Source organism: Parabacteroides sp. AF17-28 (genome assembly GCF_003479205.1).
Taxonomy (GTDB): Bacteria; Bacteroidota; Bacteroidia; order Bacteroidales; family Tannerellaceae; genus Parabacteroides; species Parabacteroides acidifaciens.
Window position 1 is genome coordinate 56,876 of record NZ_QUGV01000028.1, and the last position, 16,132, is coordinate 73,007.

The 16,132-nt window shown below is 50.2% G+C and carries 11 protein-coding genes and 1 riboswitch; of the genes, 3 read left to right on the plus strand and 8 right to left on the minus strand.

What is annotated here, in order from left to right; translation table 11 throughout:
* Nucleotides 1-148 precede the first annotated feature (148 nt).
* From icd to aspT, 4 genes are all read right to left on the minus strand, one after another.
* Entirely contained in the window at nt 149-1,408 is a 1,260-nt protein-coding gene (icd, locus tag DWW90_RS17210; RefSeq protein ID WP_122345857.1) for an NADP-dependent isocitrate dehydrogenase, read from the minus strand.
* Nucleotides 1,405-3,663 (minus strand): aconitate hydratase, encoded by a 2,259-nt coding sequence (locus tag DWW90_RS17215; RefSeq protein WP_122345858.1) that lies wholly within the window; start codon nt 3,661-3,663, stop codon nt 1,405-1,407. The genes icd and DWW90_RS17215 overlap by 4 nt, the downstream gene beginning before the upstream one ends.
* Nucleotides 3,664-3,832: 169 nt before the next feature.
* The gene (locus DWW90_RS17220; RefSeq protein WP_122345859.1) at nt 3,833-5,473 is read right to left on the minus strand and encodes a bifunctional aspartate transaminase/aspartate 4-decarboxylase; all 1,641 of its coding nucleotides are present in this window, start codon (nt 5,471-5,473) and stop codon (nt 3,833-3,835) included.
* 72 nt (nt 5,474-5,545) lie between these two features.
* Nucleotides 5,546-7,246 carry an aspartate-alanine antiporter gene (gene aspT / locus DWW90_RS17225; RefSeq protein ID WP_122345860.1) on the minus strand — a complete coding sequence of 567 codons (1,701 nt, stop codon included), beginning with the start codon at nt 7,244-7,246 and terminating at the stop codon, nt 5,546-5,548.
* 83 nt (nt 7,247-7,329) lie between these two features.
* A riboswitch (cobalamin riboswitch) is annotated at nt 7,330-7,530 on the plus strand.
* A 52-nt stretch (nt 7,531-7,582) separates the two neighbouring features.
* On the opposite strand from aspT, the gene DWW90_RS17230 reads away from it, so the two are divergent.
* From DWW90_RS17230 to DWW90_RS17240, 3 genes are all read left to right on the plus strand, one after another.
* Nucleotides 7,583-9,694, plus strand: coding sequence for a TonB-dependent siderophore receptor (locus tag DWW90_RS17230; RefSeq protein ID WP_122345866.1), 2,112 nt, complete (start codon nt 7,583-7,585; stop codon nt 9,692-9,694).
* 21 nt (nt 9,695-9,715) lie between these two features.
* On the plus strand, nt 9,716-10,843 hold the full coding sequence (locus tag DWW90_RS17235; protein WP_122345861.1) for a sirohydrochlorin cobaltochelatase: 1,128 nt from the start codon (nt 9,716-9,718) through the stop codon (nt 10,841-10,843).
* A 77-nt stretch (nt 10,844-10,920) separates the two neighbouring features.
* Nucleotides 10,921-11,793 (plus strand): sirohydrochlorin cobaltochelatase, encoded by an 873-nt coding sequence (locus tag DWW90_RS17240; RefSeq protein ID WP_122345867.1) that lies wholly within the window; start codon nt 10,921-10,923, stop codon nt 11,791-11,793.
* Nucleotides 11,794-11,834: 41 nt separating this feature from the next.
* Here the strand turns inward: DWW90_RS17240 and DWW90_RS17245 are convergent, their stop codons facing one another.
* From DWW90_RS17245 to DWW90_RS17260, 4 genes are all read right to left on the minus strand, one after another.
* The gene (locus tag DWW90_RS17245) at nt 11,835-12,740 is read right to left on the minus strand and encodes a glycyl-radical enzyme activating protein (RefSeq protein WP_122345862.1); all 906 of its coding nucleotides are present in this window, start codon (nt 12,738-12,740) and stop codon (nt 11,835-11,837) included.
* Nucleotides 12,741-12,774: 34 nt separating this feature from the next.
* Entirely contained in the window at nt 12,775-15,213 is a 2,439-nt protein-coding gene (hypD, locus tag DWW90_RS17250) for a trans-4-hydroxy-L-proline dehydratase (RefSeq protein WP_122345868.1), read from the minus strand.
* A gap of 244 nt (nt 15,214-15,457) precedes the next feature.
* Nucleotides 15,458-15,640 carry a DUF6364 family protein gene (locus tag DWW90_RS17255; RefSeq protein WP_122345863.1) on the minus strand — a complete coding sequence of 61 codons (183 nt, stop codon included), beginning with the start codon at nt 15,638-15,640 and terminating at the stop codon, nt 15,458-15,460.
* A gap of 146 nt (nt 15,641-15,786) precedes the next feature.
* On the minus strand, nt 15,787-16,132 hold a 346-nt coding region (locus tag DWW90_RS17260; protein WP_122345864.1), incomplete at its 5' end, for a T9SS type A sorting domain-containing protein.

Sequence of the window (16,132 nt, forward strand, 5' to 3'; positions counted from 1 at the left end):
TTTATGGTATGAAAGCATATGCTTTTGCACTGTAAAACGTGTTTTATGGTATGAAAGCATATGCTTTTGCACTGTAAAACGTGTTTTACGGTATGAAAGCACGTACTTTTGCACTGTAAAACGTGTTTTACGGAAATTACCGACAGCTTTATAGTATCGACATCACATATTCTCCGAACTCTCTTGTTCCGAGTGAATGACCGTTCGGCATAAAACGTGCCAGGTCGTGTGTTGCCCGTCCTTCGGTAAAAGCGTGTTCGAGTGCGGCGGTGATCAACCGTCCGGCTTCGTTCCAGCCCATATATTCCAGCATCATGACGGAGGAGAGCAGAAGTGAACAGGGGTTGACGACGTTCTTGCCGGCAATGTTAGGTGCTGTCCCGTGGGTTGCCTCGAAGATGGCGTAACCGCTGTCGTAATTGATATTGGCTCCCGGAGCGATGCCGATGCCGCCAACCATTGCCGCAAGCTGGTCGGAGACATAGTCGCCGTTCAGGTTCAACGTAGCGATGACGGAATATTCTTCCGGAATCAGCAGGGTGTTCTGCAGGAAAGCGTCGGCTATCACATCCTTGATGACAACCCGTCCGGCTGCTTCCGCCTCCAGAAGAGCGGCTGCGGCGGCGTCTTCTCCCCGCTCCTCCTTGATTTTCTCATATTGGGGCCAGGTAAATGTTTTGTCGGCAAACTCACGTCCAGCCAATGCGTAACCCCAAAGTTTGAAACCGCCTTCAGTAAACTTCATGATATTGCCTTTGTGTACTAACGTGACACTTGGCAGATGGTTCGTGATGGCAAACTCGATGGCGGCGCGGACCAGACGTTCCGTTCCTTCCACAGAAACCGGTTTCACACCGAACGAGGAGGTTTCGGGAAAACGGACCTTCGTCACGCCCATCTCTTCGGTTAAGAAGCGGAGAAATTTGCGGGCCTCGGGCGTCCCCTGCTGCCATTCGATACCGGCATAGATGTCTTCGGTGTTCTCGCGGAAGATATACATATCGACTTTTTCCGGCGCTTTGATAGGCGTCTCTACCCCACGGAACCAACGCACGGGACGCAGGCAGACGTACAGGTCGAGCGTTTGCCGGAGGGCGACGTTGAGTGAACGGATACCACCGCCGATGGGTGTCGTGAGCGGTCCCTTGATCCCGATCATGTACTGGCGGAAGGCGTCCATCGTTTCGTCGGGCAGCCAGCTACCGGTTTGCTTGAAAGCTTTCTCACCTGCCAACACTTCCTTCCATTCGATTGCCCGCTGCCCGCCATAGGCACGGCCGATCGCTTCGTTGACAATACGCTGGCAGATCGGGGTGATCTCGGCGCCGACGCCGTCACCCTCGATAAAGGGGATCGTTACTTTATCGGGAACGACCAGGCGACCGTTTTCTTTTGTTATTCTGTTCATATGCTTAACTGTTTATTTGTATTCAACGCCGAACCTGCATTGAACCATTTTATCTGCAAATCATTATAAGTATGATTGACGGCGAAGGATTCTTCCGTGCCGTCGGCATGGTAGAGGATGGCGGTCAATGGGCGGCCGGGAGCAAAGTCTTTCAGGCCGATGATCGAGAGCTTGTCTTCTTCGCGTACCCTGTCATAATCATGCTTGTCGGCAAATGTGAGGGCGAGCATTCCCTGTTTCTTCAGATTCGTTTCATGTATGCGGGCGAAACTTTTGGCAAGGATTGCTTTCACATTCAGGAAACGGGGTTCCATGGCGGCATGTTCGCGGGAAGAGCCTTCCCCATAATTTTCTTCCGCTACGACGATAGAGGAGATGCCTTTCGATTTATACAGTTTCGCAACGGCGGAGACGGCTTCATATTCACCGGTCAGCTGGTTCAGCACGCTGTTTGTCTTTCCTGTAAAAGCGTTCACGGCTCCCATCAACATATTGTCCGAAATGTTTTCTAAATGTCCGCGGAAGCGAAGCCAGGGGCCGGCCATCGAGATATGGTCGGTCGTGCATTTGCCTTCGGCTTTCAGCAGGAGCGGCATATCGATCAGGTCCTTTCCGTCCCAGGCGGCAAAAGGCTTCAAGGCCTGCAGGCGGTTTGATTCGGGATTGATTGCGACTTCGATGTTACCGCCTGTCGGAGCTATATAGCCTTTGTCTTTCACGTCGAAGCCGTTTGGCGGGAAGTCCGTTCCTTCCGGTTCTTTCAGCTTGACTTCGCGGCCGTCGGCAGTCTTTAAGGTATCGGTCAGCGGATTGAAACAAAGGTCTCCCGCGATGGTCAGCGCCAGTGTCAGTTCCGGGGAAGCGACAAAAGCATGCGTGTTCGGATTGCCATCCGCACGTTTGGCGAAATTTCTGTTAAAGGAGGTAACGATGGAATTTTTGCGGGTGTTATCGTCGGTATGCCGTTTCCATTGTCCGATGCACGGACCGCAGGCGTTCGCCATGACCGTAGCGCCGATCTTCTCGAAATCTCCAATCAGCCCGTCGCGCTCGGCGGTATAGCGGATCTGCTCGGAACCGGGATTGATAATAAGCGGGGCGGCCACCGGAATCTTGTCGTCAGCAGCCTGTCGGGCAATCGAGGCGGCGCGGCTAAGGTCCTGATAGGAAGAGTTCGTACAAGAACCGATCAGCCCTACTTCCATCCGGCGGGGCCAGCCGTTTTCTTTTACCTTTGCAGCAAACTCGGATATCGGCGTGGCGGCATCCGGCGTGAACGGGCCGTTGATATGCGGCTCTAACTCGGAGAGATTGATGACGATCACGCGGTCGTAGAAGGAGTCCGGCTGTGCCTTTACGTCCATATCGGCTTCCAGATCATCGGAGATGGCGGTTGCCCATTCGGCTACGCTGTCGCGTCCCGTAGCACGCAGATAAGTGGCCATGTTCAGGTCGAAGGGGAAGAGGGAAGTCGTGGCTCCTACCTCGGCGCCCATGTTGCAGATTGTCGCTTTTCCGGTTGCAGAGAGGGAGGCCGTTCCCGGGCCGAAGTATTCGATGATGGCATTCGTGCCGCCCTTCACAGTCAGAATCCCTGCTAATTTCAAAATCACGTCTTTCGGCGAGGCCCATCCGCTGAGACTGCCGGTGAGCTTGACGCCGATCAGTTTCGGCATCTTCAATTCCCACTCCATGCCGGTCATCACATCCACGGCGTCAGCGCCTCCCACTCCGATGGCGATCATTCCCAAGCCGCCTGCATTCGGTGTGTGCGAGTCGGTTCCCACCATCATGCCTCCGGGGAATGCATAATTCTCCAACACAACCTGATGAATGATCCCGGCTCCCGGCTTCCAGAAGCCGATGCCGTATTTGTCGGAGACAGACTTCAGGAAGTCATAGACCTCGCTGTTGCTTTGCGTAGCGGTGGCAATATCGGTCTTGGCCCCCATATTCGCCTGGATCAGGTGATCGCAGTGAACGGTAGCGGGAACGGCCGATTTTGCCTTTCCTGCATTCATAAACTGGAGCAACGCCATCTGTGCGGTGGCATCCTGCATCGCTACACGGTCCGGCCGAAAGTTCACATAGTCTTCACCGCGACGATATGCGTGGATATCCGATTCATTATACAGATGTGCATATAGGATTTTTTCAGCCAGGGTCAACGGGCGGCCAAGGTGTTTACGGGCGGCATCCACCCGTTTCGGGAAATTAGAATAAAAGCTTCTCAGCATGTCAATGTCGTACACCATATCTATTCGTTTTAATTGTTAATCATGTAAGTGTTGTAAAAATAGTATATAAACAGATACCTTTCAGTCAATAATTTCTATGGCCTGATAAAGGATATCTATAAACAGGGATTCCCGCGACGTCTATTAATAGAACGTGGCGGGAATCTGTTTTGTTCAATGACTTTATTTATTTCTCCAACGACTCTTTCCATTTAGCCGCATAACTGTGCAGGATGGAGGCGATCCCCTGCCCGATACGGACATAATCTTCCCGCTTCAGATTGGCAAGCGAGCAACGGATGGACCATTCCGGCGCATCGAACCCGCCGCCATTCAGCAGTACCAAAGAGGTTTCCTGCGCAAGCCGGAATACGACGTCGACCGGCTCGTAGTTCTCTTGCAGATACTCCACAAAGCCGTCTCCGTAGAACTTCTTCGCCCAGACCAACATATCGATCTCGCTGTAATAGCCGGCCCGGAGCGGATCGTCAAGCAAGACGAAGCCGGTGTTCTCCCAAAGCGTGTGCAGGCGGTCGTGTATGACCTGTTGCATCTTTTTCTTATAAGCGTTCTCATGATCTAACAAGGAGAACGAAGCGAACAGGGCCATCTGTGTTTGTTGCGGCAAAGAGAGTCCGGCGGTATGATTCAATGCGACCTGACGGCTGTCGGCAACCATACGGTCGATGAAGCGTATCTTCTCCGGATGCAGGAAGAGACTGCTGTAACGCTTCTTCAACTGTTCCTGACGTTCTGCCGGCAACTCCTTGATCATCCGGTCGTAAATATTGTTCTCATGCAGGGCGATAACGGCCAGACGCCAACCTGTCGCTCCGAAATATTTAGAGAAGGAATAGACGCAAAGGGTGTTTTCGGGCAGTTCCGCCATGATGGAACGAAAGTCCGGGATGTATGTGGCATAAACATCGTCCGTGATGATCATCAGATTGGGATTATCGTGGCGGACAATGTCGACAATACGTTGCATCAGCTCCGGCGTCAGACCGTACGAAGGCGGATTGCTCGGGTTGACAAGGAAGGCGGCCTTGACGGCGGGATCTTTCAGGACATCGAGGTCTTTTTCCTGATATTGCCAGGTGTGATAGCCCTCGTGAGTCATTTTGCAGGCATGGATTTCGGTTACATCGAACAGGTAGCGGGCTTGTTCCGGAATCTCTATGTAGGGAGTGAATACCGGGGCAAACAAAACGATCTTATCTCCGCGGTTCAGCAGGAAATTTTGTTGGAGGGAATCGAAGATATAGCACATGGCTGCCGTCCCTCCTTCTGTCGCAAAGAGATCGAACCGGCCTTTCGGCGGGCGGTTATTGCATAGTTCCTGTTTCAGGTAGTCTTCGACAAGGACTTCCGTATATTTCAGGATGCGGTCGGGAACGGGATACTGGTCGCCAATGACTCCCTCCGCCCATTCGTACACCAAGTCGTTTTCATCAATCCCCTTTTCATTTACCAGATAATCGTATGTATCTTTCAACAGCGCCATACCGGGAGAGCCGGCGTGTTTCACCAGGAATTGGGTGAAACGGGAAGCGATGCGTTTCTTATCGGGGACGCCGGCAATGCCGACCATCCCTTCGCTAAACTCAGTACTTCGGGCAGATTCTTCCAACCCGAACTGCCCGAGCAGGAAGAAGGCTTCGCGGGGGACGGTGCTGATCCAGTTTGGATTGCCGCGTCCGGCGTTCAGCATGATATGGGTACTTTTGCGGGCGCTCTCGTCCGCAAGTTCTATCAGGATATTCTTCAGCTCGAACGGGCTGATCTCCGACATCTTCTTTTCGTATTCACGAGTGATTTTGTGTTGCATAAGGAATAAATTAATGAATATATTATGTATTTGGTAGAGACGCACGGCCGTGCGTCTCTACACACAGATAAATCAGGTCATCAGGAGGACAATGACAACACCCCAGATGATCAGAAGCGTATTGCCGACAGCATACGTCACAGTGTAGCCTAATGCCGGTGTCTGGCTTTCGACCGCATCTTCGACGGCTCCTAAGGCAGCCGTTGTGGTGCGGGCGCCGGAGGTACAGCCTAACGTGATGGCGGGGTGGAACTTGAAAACATACTTTCCCAACAGTACACCGACAAGCAACGGGATAGCCGTAGCCAATGCCCCGATAAAGAAGAGGCTGATTCCAACTTCCTTCAGCCCGGTGACAAAGCTGGGCCCTGCCGTAATTCCGACAACCGCAATGAACATATTCAGTCCGACATTATTCAACACCCAAAGCGATGGCTCCGGAATGCGCCCGAAGGTCGGATGCTTCGAACGTAGCCAGCCGAAGAACAGTCCGGCTATCAGCGCACCGCCACTCGTACTCAAACTGATGGGCACTCCTCCGAAATGGATGGCCAACGAACCGACCACGCCTCCTAAGAAGATACCGAGCCCGACAAAGATCATATCCGTCTGGTTCGTCGGACGGTCGGCATAGCCTAACGTATCGGCAGCAGCGTTTACCTCCAGTTTCGTACCGACCAGTTCCAGCATATCGCCCGGATCGATCCGGGTAGCAGGCAACACGGGGATGCTGACGCCCGCCCTCTTGATGCTTTTGATACTGACGCCGTGCATAACAGGCTGTTTGCGGAGTTTGGCGACTGTCATGCCGGCGAATTTCTTGCGGGAGACCAACACAGGTAATGTCTCCGCCGGAAAATCTAACAGGTCGATATCGTTCACTTCGTCACCAATCCAATTCTCCTCGCCAATCACAAACTCGCGACGGCCGCTCAACACGATCTCATTGCCTTCCAGGAGCATTTGATCCGGTTTTGCATCACGGATCACATGGTCGATGCGCACCCGCTCTACAAAAAGGCGCCTGCCCTGCTCTTCCAGGTAATCTTCCAGTTCCTTGACTGTCTTACCGGCGCCGAACCAATCGTTACTGATCTTGTAAGCCCGGAATGTGATCGGACGGGCGGCAGGCATAAAACCGGGTTGCTCGCTCTCGTCGTCAGTACCCATCTTCGCTTCCAGTTCGCGACAGGCTTTCTTGACCGATTCGATCCCACCTAACAGACGGGGAGCCACATCGCTCATAATCCAGGCGGAACCTGCCGTTCCGAAAATGTAAGAGACGGCATAGGCTACCGGCATCACGTTGATCATACTCGTTTTGTCGGCATCCGGTATGCCTAATTGGTTAATCGTATCTTCCGCCACCCCTAACACGGCGGAGATCGTTTGCGAACCCGCTAACAGACCGGCTGCCTCGCCAGCCGAATAGCCCATAATCTTAGCCAGAACAAAAGGAGCGATCAGACAGAACAGACACATAACGACCGCAAACAGAACCTGCGGCAATCCCTCCTTCCTCAATCCCCGGAAGAATTGCGGGCCGACACTATAGCCGACGGCAAACAGGAACAACAGGAAGAAAACCGATTTCAACGGAGCACCTATCTCAATATGTAATTGTCCGATCAGGACACCGACCAGCAACACACTGGTGACCGTTCCCAACGTAAACTTTTTAATCTTAAACTTACCGATCCAGAAGCCGAAGGCCAAGGTGAGAAAGATAGCAAGCTCCGGATAATGCCGGAGCAAATTGGCAAACCATTCCATATATATCAATTTTTGGGCGTTAATAAAATTGATAATGAAACACAGCAGGATAAAGAGTTGTTGTGTTAAACGGAATATTTATATATCTTTGTCCCCGCTTAGGTGATATAACTCCTGTTCAGGAGTCATATAAAAGGGAATCCGGTTAGAATCCGGAACAGTGCCCGCTACTGTAAAGCCAACAAAAAAGAAAGCATTCTCCATGCCACTGTCCGCCAAAAGGACGGGAAGGCCGCTTTCGGAAAGGCTAAGTCAGGAAACCTGCCAGGCAATATCAATAATAACTCTCCCGGGGTCAGGAAAGCTATTGGAACATATAAAAACAATCTCTTTTTAATGAAAAAGAAATGTTGGCTGGCAGCCCTCTTTGTGGGTTGTTCAATAAGCGTATCATGTGCGCAAGTCAGTCTTAAAAGAATTCCGCTGTCCGGCGTGCAAATCGCAGCCGCACAATACTCCTTGCCGCAGGATACAAGCAAGATGAAAGAAGTACAGCTGGACGAAGTTGTAGTGACCGGTACCGGGACGGAGCACTATCTGAAAGACGCTCCCGTACAAACGGAAGTGATCACAGGTAAAGCGCTCGAACAATACAACGGACGCAGCCTCGACGAAATATTGAGCGCCCTCTCCCCGTCCATCACATTCAGCCCCGGAGACATGGGGAGTAATATCCAGCTGAACGGATTGAAGAACGACTATATCCTGATTATGGTGAACGGAAAGCGGATGAACGGCGACATCGGCGGGCAGAACGACCTGAGCATCATCAATCCGGCAACCATCGAACGCATCGAGATCGTGAAAGGCGCCGCCTCTTCCCTTTATGGTAGCGATGCCATAGCCGGTGTTATCAATATCATCACCAAAAAGAACCGCGACAAGGTGAGCGTCTCCAACACCACCCGTGTCGGCAGTCATGACGACCTGTTGCAAAGCGAAATGATCGGATTCAGCAACGGTAAACTGAACTCGACAACATCCGCCAACATGAAACATTCCGGAGGATGGCAGAACAGCACCCAGGAATGGTACCACCATGAATTGATGGAAGGGAGTGTCAGCAAAACGGTCAGCCGTTCCACAAACTTCACGATTTCCCAGAACTTCACCTATAAAGTGAACGACAGGCTAAGTTTCTCTGCCGATGCCAGCTACTACCAGAAATGGATCTTCCGCCCCGTCGGTCCCTGGAAATATTATTTATACAATTATTTCTACCGGAACCAGGATTATGCAGTCGGGATGAAATATCTGTTCAGAGACAAACGAAGTTATCTGACGGCCGATGCATCATTCGGACAATACAACTATTATTACGACTATACCGGACGGGAAATTACAGACATCATTAATCCGGAGGGAGGACGCATTGTCTATTATCCCGGCGACCGGGTTATGCAAACGATGCAACAAAGATGGCTGAATCATGTTAAGAGCGTCTTCTATCTGGGTGATGACCATGTTTTGAGCGTCGGTGTCGAGCACCAACAGGATTACCTGAAATCACCTTACCGTGTAGAAGGCGGAAAAGCATCTGTCTATACGCTGGCCGGATATGCACAGGAAGAATGGACGATAACCGACCGTCTGAACCTGACAGCCGGTTTCCGCCTTGTGCATCATAAGGAATTCGGACAGAAGTTCACTCCAAAAGTATCAGCCAAATACAGCATCGGCGACTTCAACCTCCGTGCTACTTATTCATACGGATTCAAGGCGCCTACGCTGAAAGAGCTTTACCAGAACTACATTACAGTTATTATGGGCCCGTTAAAGGCTTATTACGGGAATGAGAACCTGAAAGCCCAAAGTTCGAACTATGGTTCGGCAAGCGTGGAATATCGCAAAGGGAACTTTCAGGCAACCGTGACGGGTTATTACAACAGAATACATAATATGATAGCCCTGACTGTCGTCCCGACTTCGGCAGAAGATAAGTTTTTGGAAGTAGAAGAAACCATGAAATACAACAACCTGTCTAAAGCTCGCTCTTTCGGAGCCGACTTCACCTTCAATTACCAGATCATCCCGTCGCTGGCAATCGGAGGAGGTTACAGCTATACTGATGCGAAAGCGCAGTACACGGATAAGCCGGATGATCCCGATTACATGAAATACCTCCCGATCAACGCAACCTCCCTCCACAATGCAAATTGGAAGGTAGCCTGGACACACAAAGAAATAGGCGTCAGCCTGTTCGGACGATACCAGTCCACCCGCTATTACATCACCGACGGCAACGGTAAAGCCAACCAGATCTGGCGCCTGAACGTCAGAAGCACACTGTTGAAAACAAAGAAGTGGAATCTGGGGGCCAATGCCGGTATCGACAATATATTCAATTATATCGACCGTACCCCGTTCGGCAAGAACCGGGGAACAACAAGCCCGGGACGGACGATCTATCTCTCGTTGAACGTTAAGTTTCAAAACAAACAAAAATAATCACTTTTAAAATCAGTAAAAATGAAGAAGTTTAAACATGTATGGCTGGCCGCCTTATTGATGGCCTCCACTTTCGGATTCACCGCTTGTGATGACGATGACGACAAAGGCAACGATGCCTCCAGTTCCAACCCTGCAATCGAAGTTGTTGCAAAGGCCAAGAAGCACGACACTGCTATCCTGCTCTGTACCTTCGGCAGTACTTTCAAAGAATCTATCAAGACGTACGACAACATCCTGGCCGATTACGAAGATGCATTTCCGGATGCAGACGTTTATCTGTCTTTCACTTCACGTACCTGCGTAAATCGTGTATATGCAGAAACAGGTATCGACCGTTTCCCGCCCGATCTGTGGTTGCAGGCGCTGGGTAGTGCTAACTACAAAAAAGTAGCTGTACAGTCTCTTCACATCATCCCAGGTGAAGAATTCCTGAGTTTGATGAATACGGATGTAAAAAAGGAATTCATGATTAAACAATTCCCGCATATCCAGGTTGCAAAAAGCCCGTGTCTGGTCTATAACGAAGACGATGTGCAGGCTGTTTCCGAAGTTTTGTATGACCATTATAAAGACAATCTGGCCGACAAAAAGCAGATCGTCCTGTTGATGGGACACGGTAACCCGGACAAGAACTATAATGCAAACAGCAAATACACAGAAGTTGAAGAAGCTATGCAGGCATTGGCCACCAATAAAAACGTATTCGTAGGAACTGTCGATTACGGTGATATGCTGTTCTGGCCATTGGACAAAGATGAACAGCCTTTACCAACTCCTAACGCTGAAAGCGTATATTCCAAACTGACCAAGTATTGCGAAGACAACAACCTGCAACCGTCTGACATCACGATCTCACTGGCACCGTTCATGTCTATCGCCGGCGACCATGCCCACAACGACCTATGGGGTATTGAAGACGGTGACGATTTCAGCGCAGCAACCCCGGGTGCCGATGCTTGCTGGAGACTGAAACTGCTGAAGATGGGCTTCAAGATCTCAACAGTCGAAAGCCACAACGGAAGCGTAGACAAATGTACAATCAACGGCTTGGGCGATTATCCATCCATCCGTAAAATATGGGTGAACCATTTGAAAGATATCTACAACGACGCTGACGAATGGCAGACAGGTGAAGATTATCAATAAACCATATTTTAGTGTTTATGAATAAAGACAAATTATTATACCTGCTTTTCTGCTTGCTCTGTTTCTCTCTGCAACCGATGCAAGCAGAAGGCAATTTCATAGAATCGGATATGTTCGCCTCTTTGAAACCGGGTGACAAGGCTGCCGTCCTGGTTGTCCATTTCGGAACGACACACGATGATACCCGTGTCCTAACAATCGATGCCGTCAATAAAAAGATGACGGAAGCATTCCCCGGCGTGGAAGTGCGCGAAGCATGGACTTCCCGTATCGTCGTGTTCCGCCTGAAAGCACGCGGCATACAGAAACAGAATCCTGAAGAAGCGCTTGCACAACTGAAAGCGGACGGATATACGCATATCCTGATCCAGTCTTCCAACATCATCGAAGGTGTCGAAATGGAATCATTGCGTAAAGATGTTGCTGCACAGGAAAAGGACTTCAAGGAAATCCGTATCGGAACGCCTCTCCTCTTCACGCCCGAAGATTATGAAGCGACGATAGCCGCAATCACGCCGAACGGGATGAAAGACGGAGCTGTCTTGCTGGTCGGTCACGGAACATATACACCCACCACGGCACAATATGCCATGATGGACTATATGCTGAAAGCGAAAGGATTCAACAACTACGTTGTCGGAACAATCGAAGGCTATCCTTCGTTCGACGATGCGTTAGCGCAGATCAAAAAATCCGGTAGCAAAAAAATACAGCTGATGCCGTTCATGTTTGTAGCCGGCGAACATGCTAAAAACGATATCGCCGGAGACTGGAAAAACGACTTGGAAAAAGAGGGCTATGAAGTAAGTGTCTTTATGGAAGGCCTCGGACAGAATCCGGCAATCCAGGATATATTTGTCGAACACGCCCGCTTCTGTGCCACGCACAAATACTTGGACATAGTCAAGAAGAAGAAAGACTATGCAAAAGGCGTAGAGAAGTATGAATAATAAAAACGCCTATGTTTCGAATGCGAAACATAGGCGTTTTACTACCCTCCTATCACTGTCTCGATCCCGTAACCGGCAAATATCCCACGGCAACGTTCAACAGTCTCGTCCGATGGCGTAGCGAAAGCACAATGCCCGGGATTATAGATTGTTCCTAACTTCTCATGTTTTCCTTTCCCTATATCATGATATAGCAGCAGGTTCACCGTCCGGTGTTTCCAGGGAAGGGACGCTAAAAACTCGGCGCTGCGGGTTATATTCTCTTCGTCCGCATTCACTCCTTCTATCAATGGGATACGCAGGTAAAAATCATGTCCCGCTTCGGCTATCATCCGGAGATTGGCGAGTATCGGCTCGTTCGGTACGCCGCAGAAATGCTTGTGCTTGGCTGAATCCATCTGTTTCAGGTCGACCAAGAACAGCTCGCAGTTGTCCATCACCTCCCGTACGACCTCGGGCCGGGCAAACAACGTCGTATCGACAGCCCTGTGGATGCCCTGTTCGCCACAACGGCGCAACAGTTCGAGGAGTGGCTCCGGATGCAACAGCGGTTCTCCGCCGCAAAACGTGACGCCCCCCTCCGAACGGTCCATAAAGACCGTTTCTTTCTCTATCTCCTTCATCAACGCATCGGTTGAATACTCCGTGCCGGATATCTCCATTGCCAAAGCCGGACAGACTTCGGCACAGGTTCCGCAGAGCGTGCAACGCGTGCGATCCGTCACAATTCCATCCGGTGTCAACGTCAGCGCCTGCTCCGGACAAGCTTTTACGCAGGTCTGGCAACCAATACATTTCTTCTTCGTATAGAGCTTCTCCTTCCGGCTGGAAAGCCCTTCCGGATTATGGCACCACACACACGACAGGGGGCATCCTTTCATAAAGATCGTAATCCGGATGCCCGGCCCGTCATTGATCGCATATCTCTTTATATCAAAAACCAGCATCTTTAATTATCAATTGTCAATTGTCCATTGTCAATTAAAACGCTTCCTGTTCCGTCCGCATAATCACATCCGCCTGCAGATCGGCATTCATATCGTTGAAATAATCGCTGTAACCGGCTACGCGGACCAGCAGGTCACGGTAATCTTCCGGACATTTCTGAGCAGCATAAAGCGTCTCCGTATCGACAATATTAAACTGGATATGATGCCCGCCCAAAGCAAAATAACTGCGGATCAGGGAGGACAGCTTGGAAATGTCTTCTTCCCGCTTCAACAGGCTCGGAAGGAAACGCTGGTTGAGCAACGTTCCGCCACTCTTCACCTGATCCAACTTGCCGAGCGATTTGATCACAGCCGACGGCCCGTGCGTGTCGGCACCATGCGACGGAGAAGTACCGTCCGAGATAGCCCGTCCGGCCAAACGTCCGTTCGGGGTAGCTCCCATCACCTTGCCAAAATACACGTGGCAGGTCGTTGACAACATATTCAGGTGGAAACATTCGCCTTTCGTATTCGGCTTGCCCTCGATCGTATCATACAGGTCATCGAACATCTTAACCGCGATGCTGTCGGCATATTCATCGTCATTGCCGAAGAATGGCGTACGGTTCAGGATCATCTGCCGCATCGCTTCAGCTCCTTCGAAATTGTTTGCCATCGCTTTCAACAACTCGTCCATCGACCAACGTTTATCTTCGAATATATGTTTCTTCAACGTAGACAGGCTGTCGGTAATCGTGCCGAGGCCGGTACACTGGATATAGGTCGTGTTATAGCGCGGACCACAGTTATAGTAATCACGTCCTTTCGCGATACAGTCATCGATAAAGAGGGACAGGAAAGTGGCAGGCGCATATTTGGCAAACATACGGTCTATGTAGTTGCTGACGCGGACTTTCATATCCACGAAGTAACGGACCTGTTTCATAAAAGCGGCGTACAACTCGTCATAACCGGCAAAGCTGCGCGGATCGCCTGTCTCCAACCCGACCTTACGGCCGGAAACCGGATCGACGCCATTGTGCAATGTCACCTCTAAAATCTTCGGTACGTTCAGATACCCCGTCAACACGTAAGCCTCCTTACCGAACGCCCCGACTTCGATGCAGCCGCTGCAACCGCCTTCACGTGCGTCCTGCAGGGATTTCCCCTGGCGCATCAATTCCTGGATATACACATCCGGATTGAACACGGAAGGATAACCATGCCCCTGGCGGATCACCTTACATCCGGCACGCAGGAAACGTTCGGGCGTACGGGCACTGATATGGATCGCACTGCCGGGTTGCAGGATATGCAACTCTTCTATCGTCTCGAGCATGATGTAGGAGACTTCGCTCACGCCGTCACTGCCATCGGATTTCACGCCGCCGATATTCAGGTTCGTAAAGTCGTTATAAGTACCGCTTTCCTTAGCCGTAATGCCTACTTTGGGAGGAGCCGTATGGTTGTTTACCTTAATAAAGAAACAGGACATCAACTCTTTCGCTCCGTCACGCGTCAACGTGCCGTCGGCAATATCCTTTTCATAGAAAGGGGCCAGATGCTGGTCGAAATGACCCGGGTTCATGGCATCCCAACCATTCAGCTCGGTAATCGTTCCCAGGTGGACAAACCAGTACATCTGGATCGCTTCCCAATAATTACGCGGAGCATGAGCCGGCACCCACCGGCAAACTTCGGCGATACGGCGTAGTTCGGCGGCCCGTTTCGGGTCTGCCTCCGTCAGCGACATTTCGTCGGCCAGGTCTGCATGCCGTTCGGCTAACAGGATAGCGGCATCACAGGAGATAGACATAGCGGTCAACTCTTCCTGTTTGTCGGTTGCTTCGGGATCATTCATAAAGTCGAGGCTGTCGAGTTCCTTTTGGATACGCTCTTTCAAGTCCAACAAGCCATATTGATAGACCTTGCCATCCAGAGCCGTATGCCCCGGAGCGCGTTGTTCCATAAATTCGGTGAACATACCGACTTCATACGCATCTTTCCATTCCTGCGGGACATGGCTGAAGATACGTTCCCGTTGCGTACGCCCTTTCCAGTAAGGGATCACCTCGCGTTCATAGGTATCGATATCTTCCTGGCTGATCGTATAGCGTTGCAGTTCGCGGGTGTTCAGGACATGCAAATCCTCTACGCTGTGGCAGGTCAGTTCGGGGAAAGTCGGTACACATTTAGGTTTCGGTCCGCGTTCCCCTACGATCAGTTCGTCTTTACCGATATAGATTGTCTTTTGCTTACATATCTCATAAAAGTTCATGGCCCGGAGAATCGGGATCGGATACTTTCCGTAGTTTTCCTGGTAGAAACGGGTTTCTATCAAAGCGCGTTCAATAGACAGGGAAGGCTCGGCATCGAACGTTTCCTGACGAAGACGTTTGATCCGGTCGTTCATTCCATAAGCATTTGCCTCTACTGCAGGGGCAAAATTCGAGGCACTATGCGGTGCACGCTGAGCTGTGATTGTTGTCATATTTATATAAGGCTTTTCGCTGGCAACAGCCAACGACATTGTGTTTATAAGTACATAAAATAAAATTGATCTTCTACCGGGAAGTGGTAAAAGGGAGAAGAGAAGAACTGCCTGTTAAGCAATCAGGCAATTAAACAGCCGTCTATAAGATTTAACGAGCATATTACAATAGTTTAAAACCAACACCTTACATTAAGTGCATGGACTGCCGCAAATATATACATTTTTCGGAATAAGATACCTTTCATTGATATTTATTTTCAAGATAATCTGAATAATCCTTTTTATAATCAAAATCAGTAGAAACCTTTATAACTCCACTCAGTTCTTTCACTAATGGAGTCAACTCTACATTCTGCGCCCGCGCATATTCTTTTGCATTCTCTATTATTGACTCATTGAGTCTTAATGTTAATTTTGTTTCCATAGTCGTTCACTTTTCTGCAAAGATAATAATTATCAATTCCCCAGACAAAGAAATAAAAGGGAAGAACCTCACGGTCCTTCCCTTTCTTCACTTTGAATCAAATGTTCCCCTTTTATGAGAAACGCATAGCTTGATATAGGGTTTCTTTACCTGACGATAACTTTCGTTGTCGTTGCTTTACCGGCAGCAGCCATACGGACAATGTAGATGCCACTGTTGGCAGGTACCTGTACCGTGCTGCTGATGGAGTTGTTATAGATAACTTGTCCACCGAGGTTAATGATCGATATTTCTACCGGAGCAGCCGGTTCGATAATGATCTGTCCGTTGCGGCTGTAAACCAGACTTTCGGAAAGGATCTTTTCGATAGCTGTCGCAAAGTCTACATTCACCTGGCACACGGCTGTGAAACCACCGTCCACAGTCGTTGCGATGATCGTAGCCTGTCCGTATTTCACTGCTTTCACAGTTCCGTCGGCATCCACCGTAGCA

Coding starts and splice junctions, on each gene's coding strand:
- icd (WP_122345857.1), bottom strand. CDS start 1,408: ATGAACAGAATAACAAAAGAAAACGGTCGCCTGGTCGTTCCCGATAAA.
- DWW90_RS17215 (WP_122345858.1), bottom strand. CDS start 3,663: ATGGTGTACGACATTGACATGCTGAGAAGCTTTTATTCTAATTTCCCG.
- DWW90_RS17220 (WP_122345859.1), bottom strand. CDS start 5,473: ATGCAACACAAAATCACTCGTGAATACGAAAAGAAGATGTCGGAGATC.
- aspT (WP_122345860.1), bottom strand. CDS start 7,246: ATGGAATGGTTTGCCAATTTGCTCCGGCATTATCCGGAGCTTGCTATC.
- DWW90_RS17230 (WP_122345866.1), top strand. CDS start 7,583: ATGAAAAAGAAATGTTGGCTGGCAGCCCTCTTTGTGGGTTGTTCAATA.
- DWW90_RS17235 (WP_122345861.1), top strand. CDS start 9,716: ATGAAGAAGTTTAAACATGTATGGCTGGCCGCCTTATTGATGGCCTCC.
- DWW90_RS17240 (WP_122345867.1), top strand. CDS start 10,921: ATGCAAGCAGAAGGCAATTTCATAGAATCGGATATGTTCGCCTCTTTG.
- DWW90_RS17245 (WP_122345862.1), bottom strand. CDS start 12,740: ATGCTGGTTTTTGATATAAAGAGATATGCGATCAATGACGGGCCGGGC.
- hypD (WP_122345868.1), bottom strand. CDS start 15,213: ATGACAACAATCACAGCTCAGCGTGCACCGCATAGTGCCTCGAATTTT.
- DWW90_RS17255 (WP_122345863.1), bottom strand. CDS start 15,640: ATGGAAACAAAATTAACATTAAGACTCAATGAGTCAATAATAGAGAAT.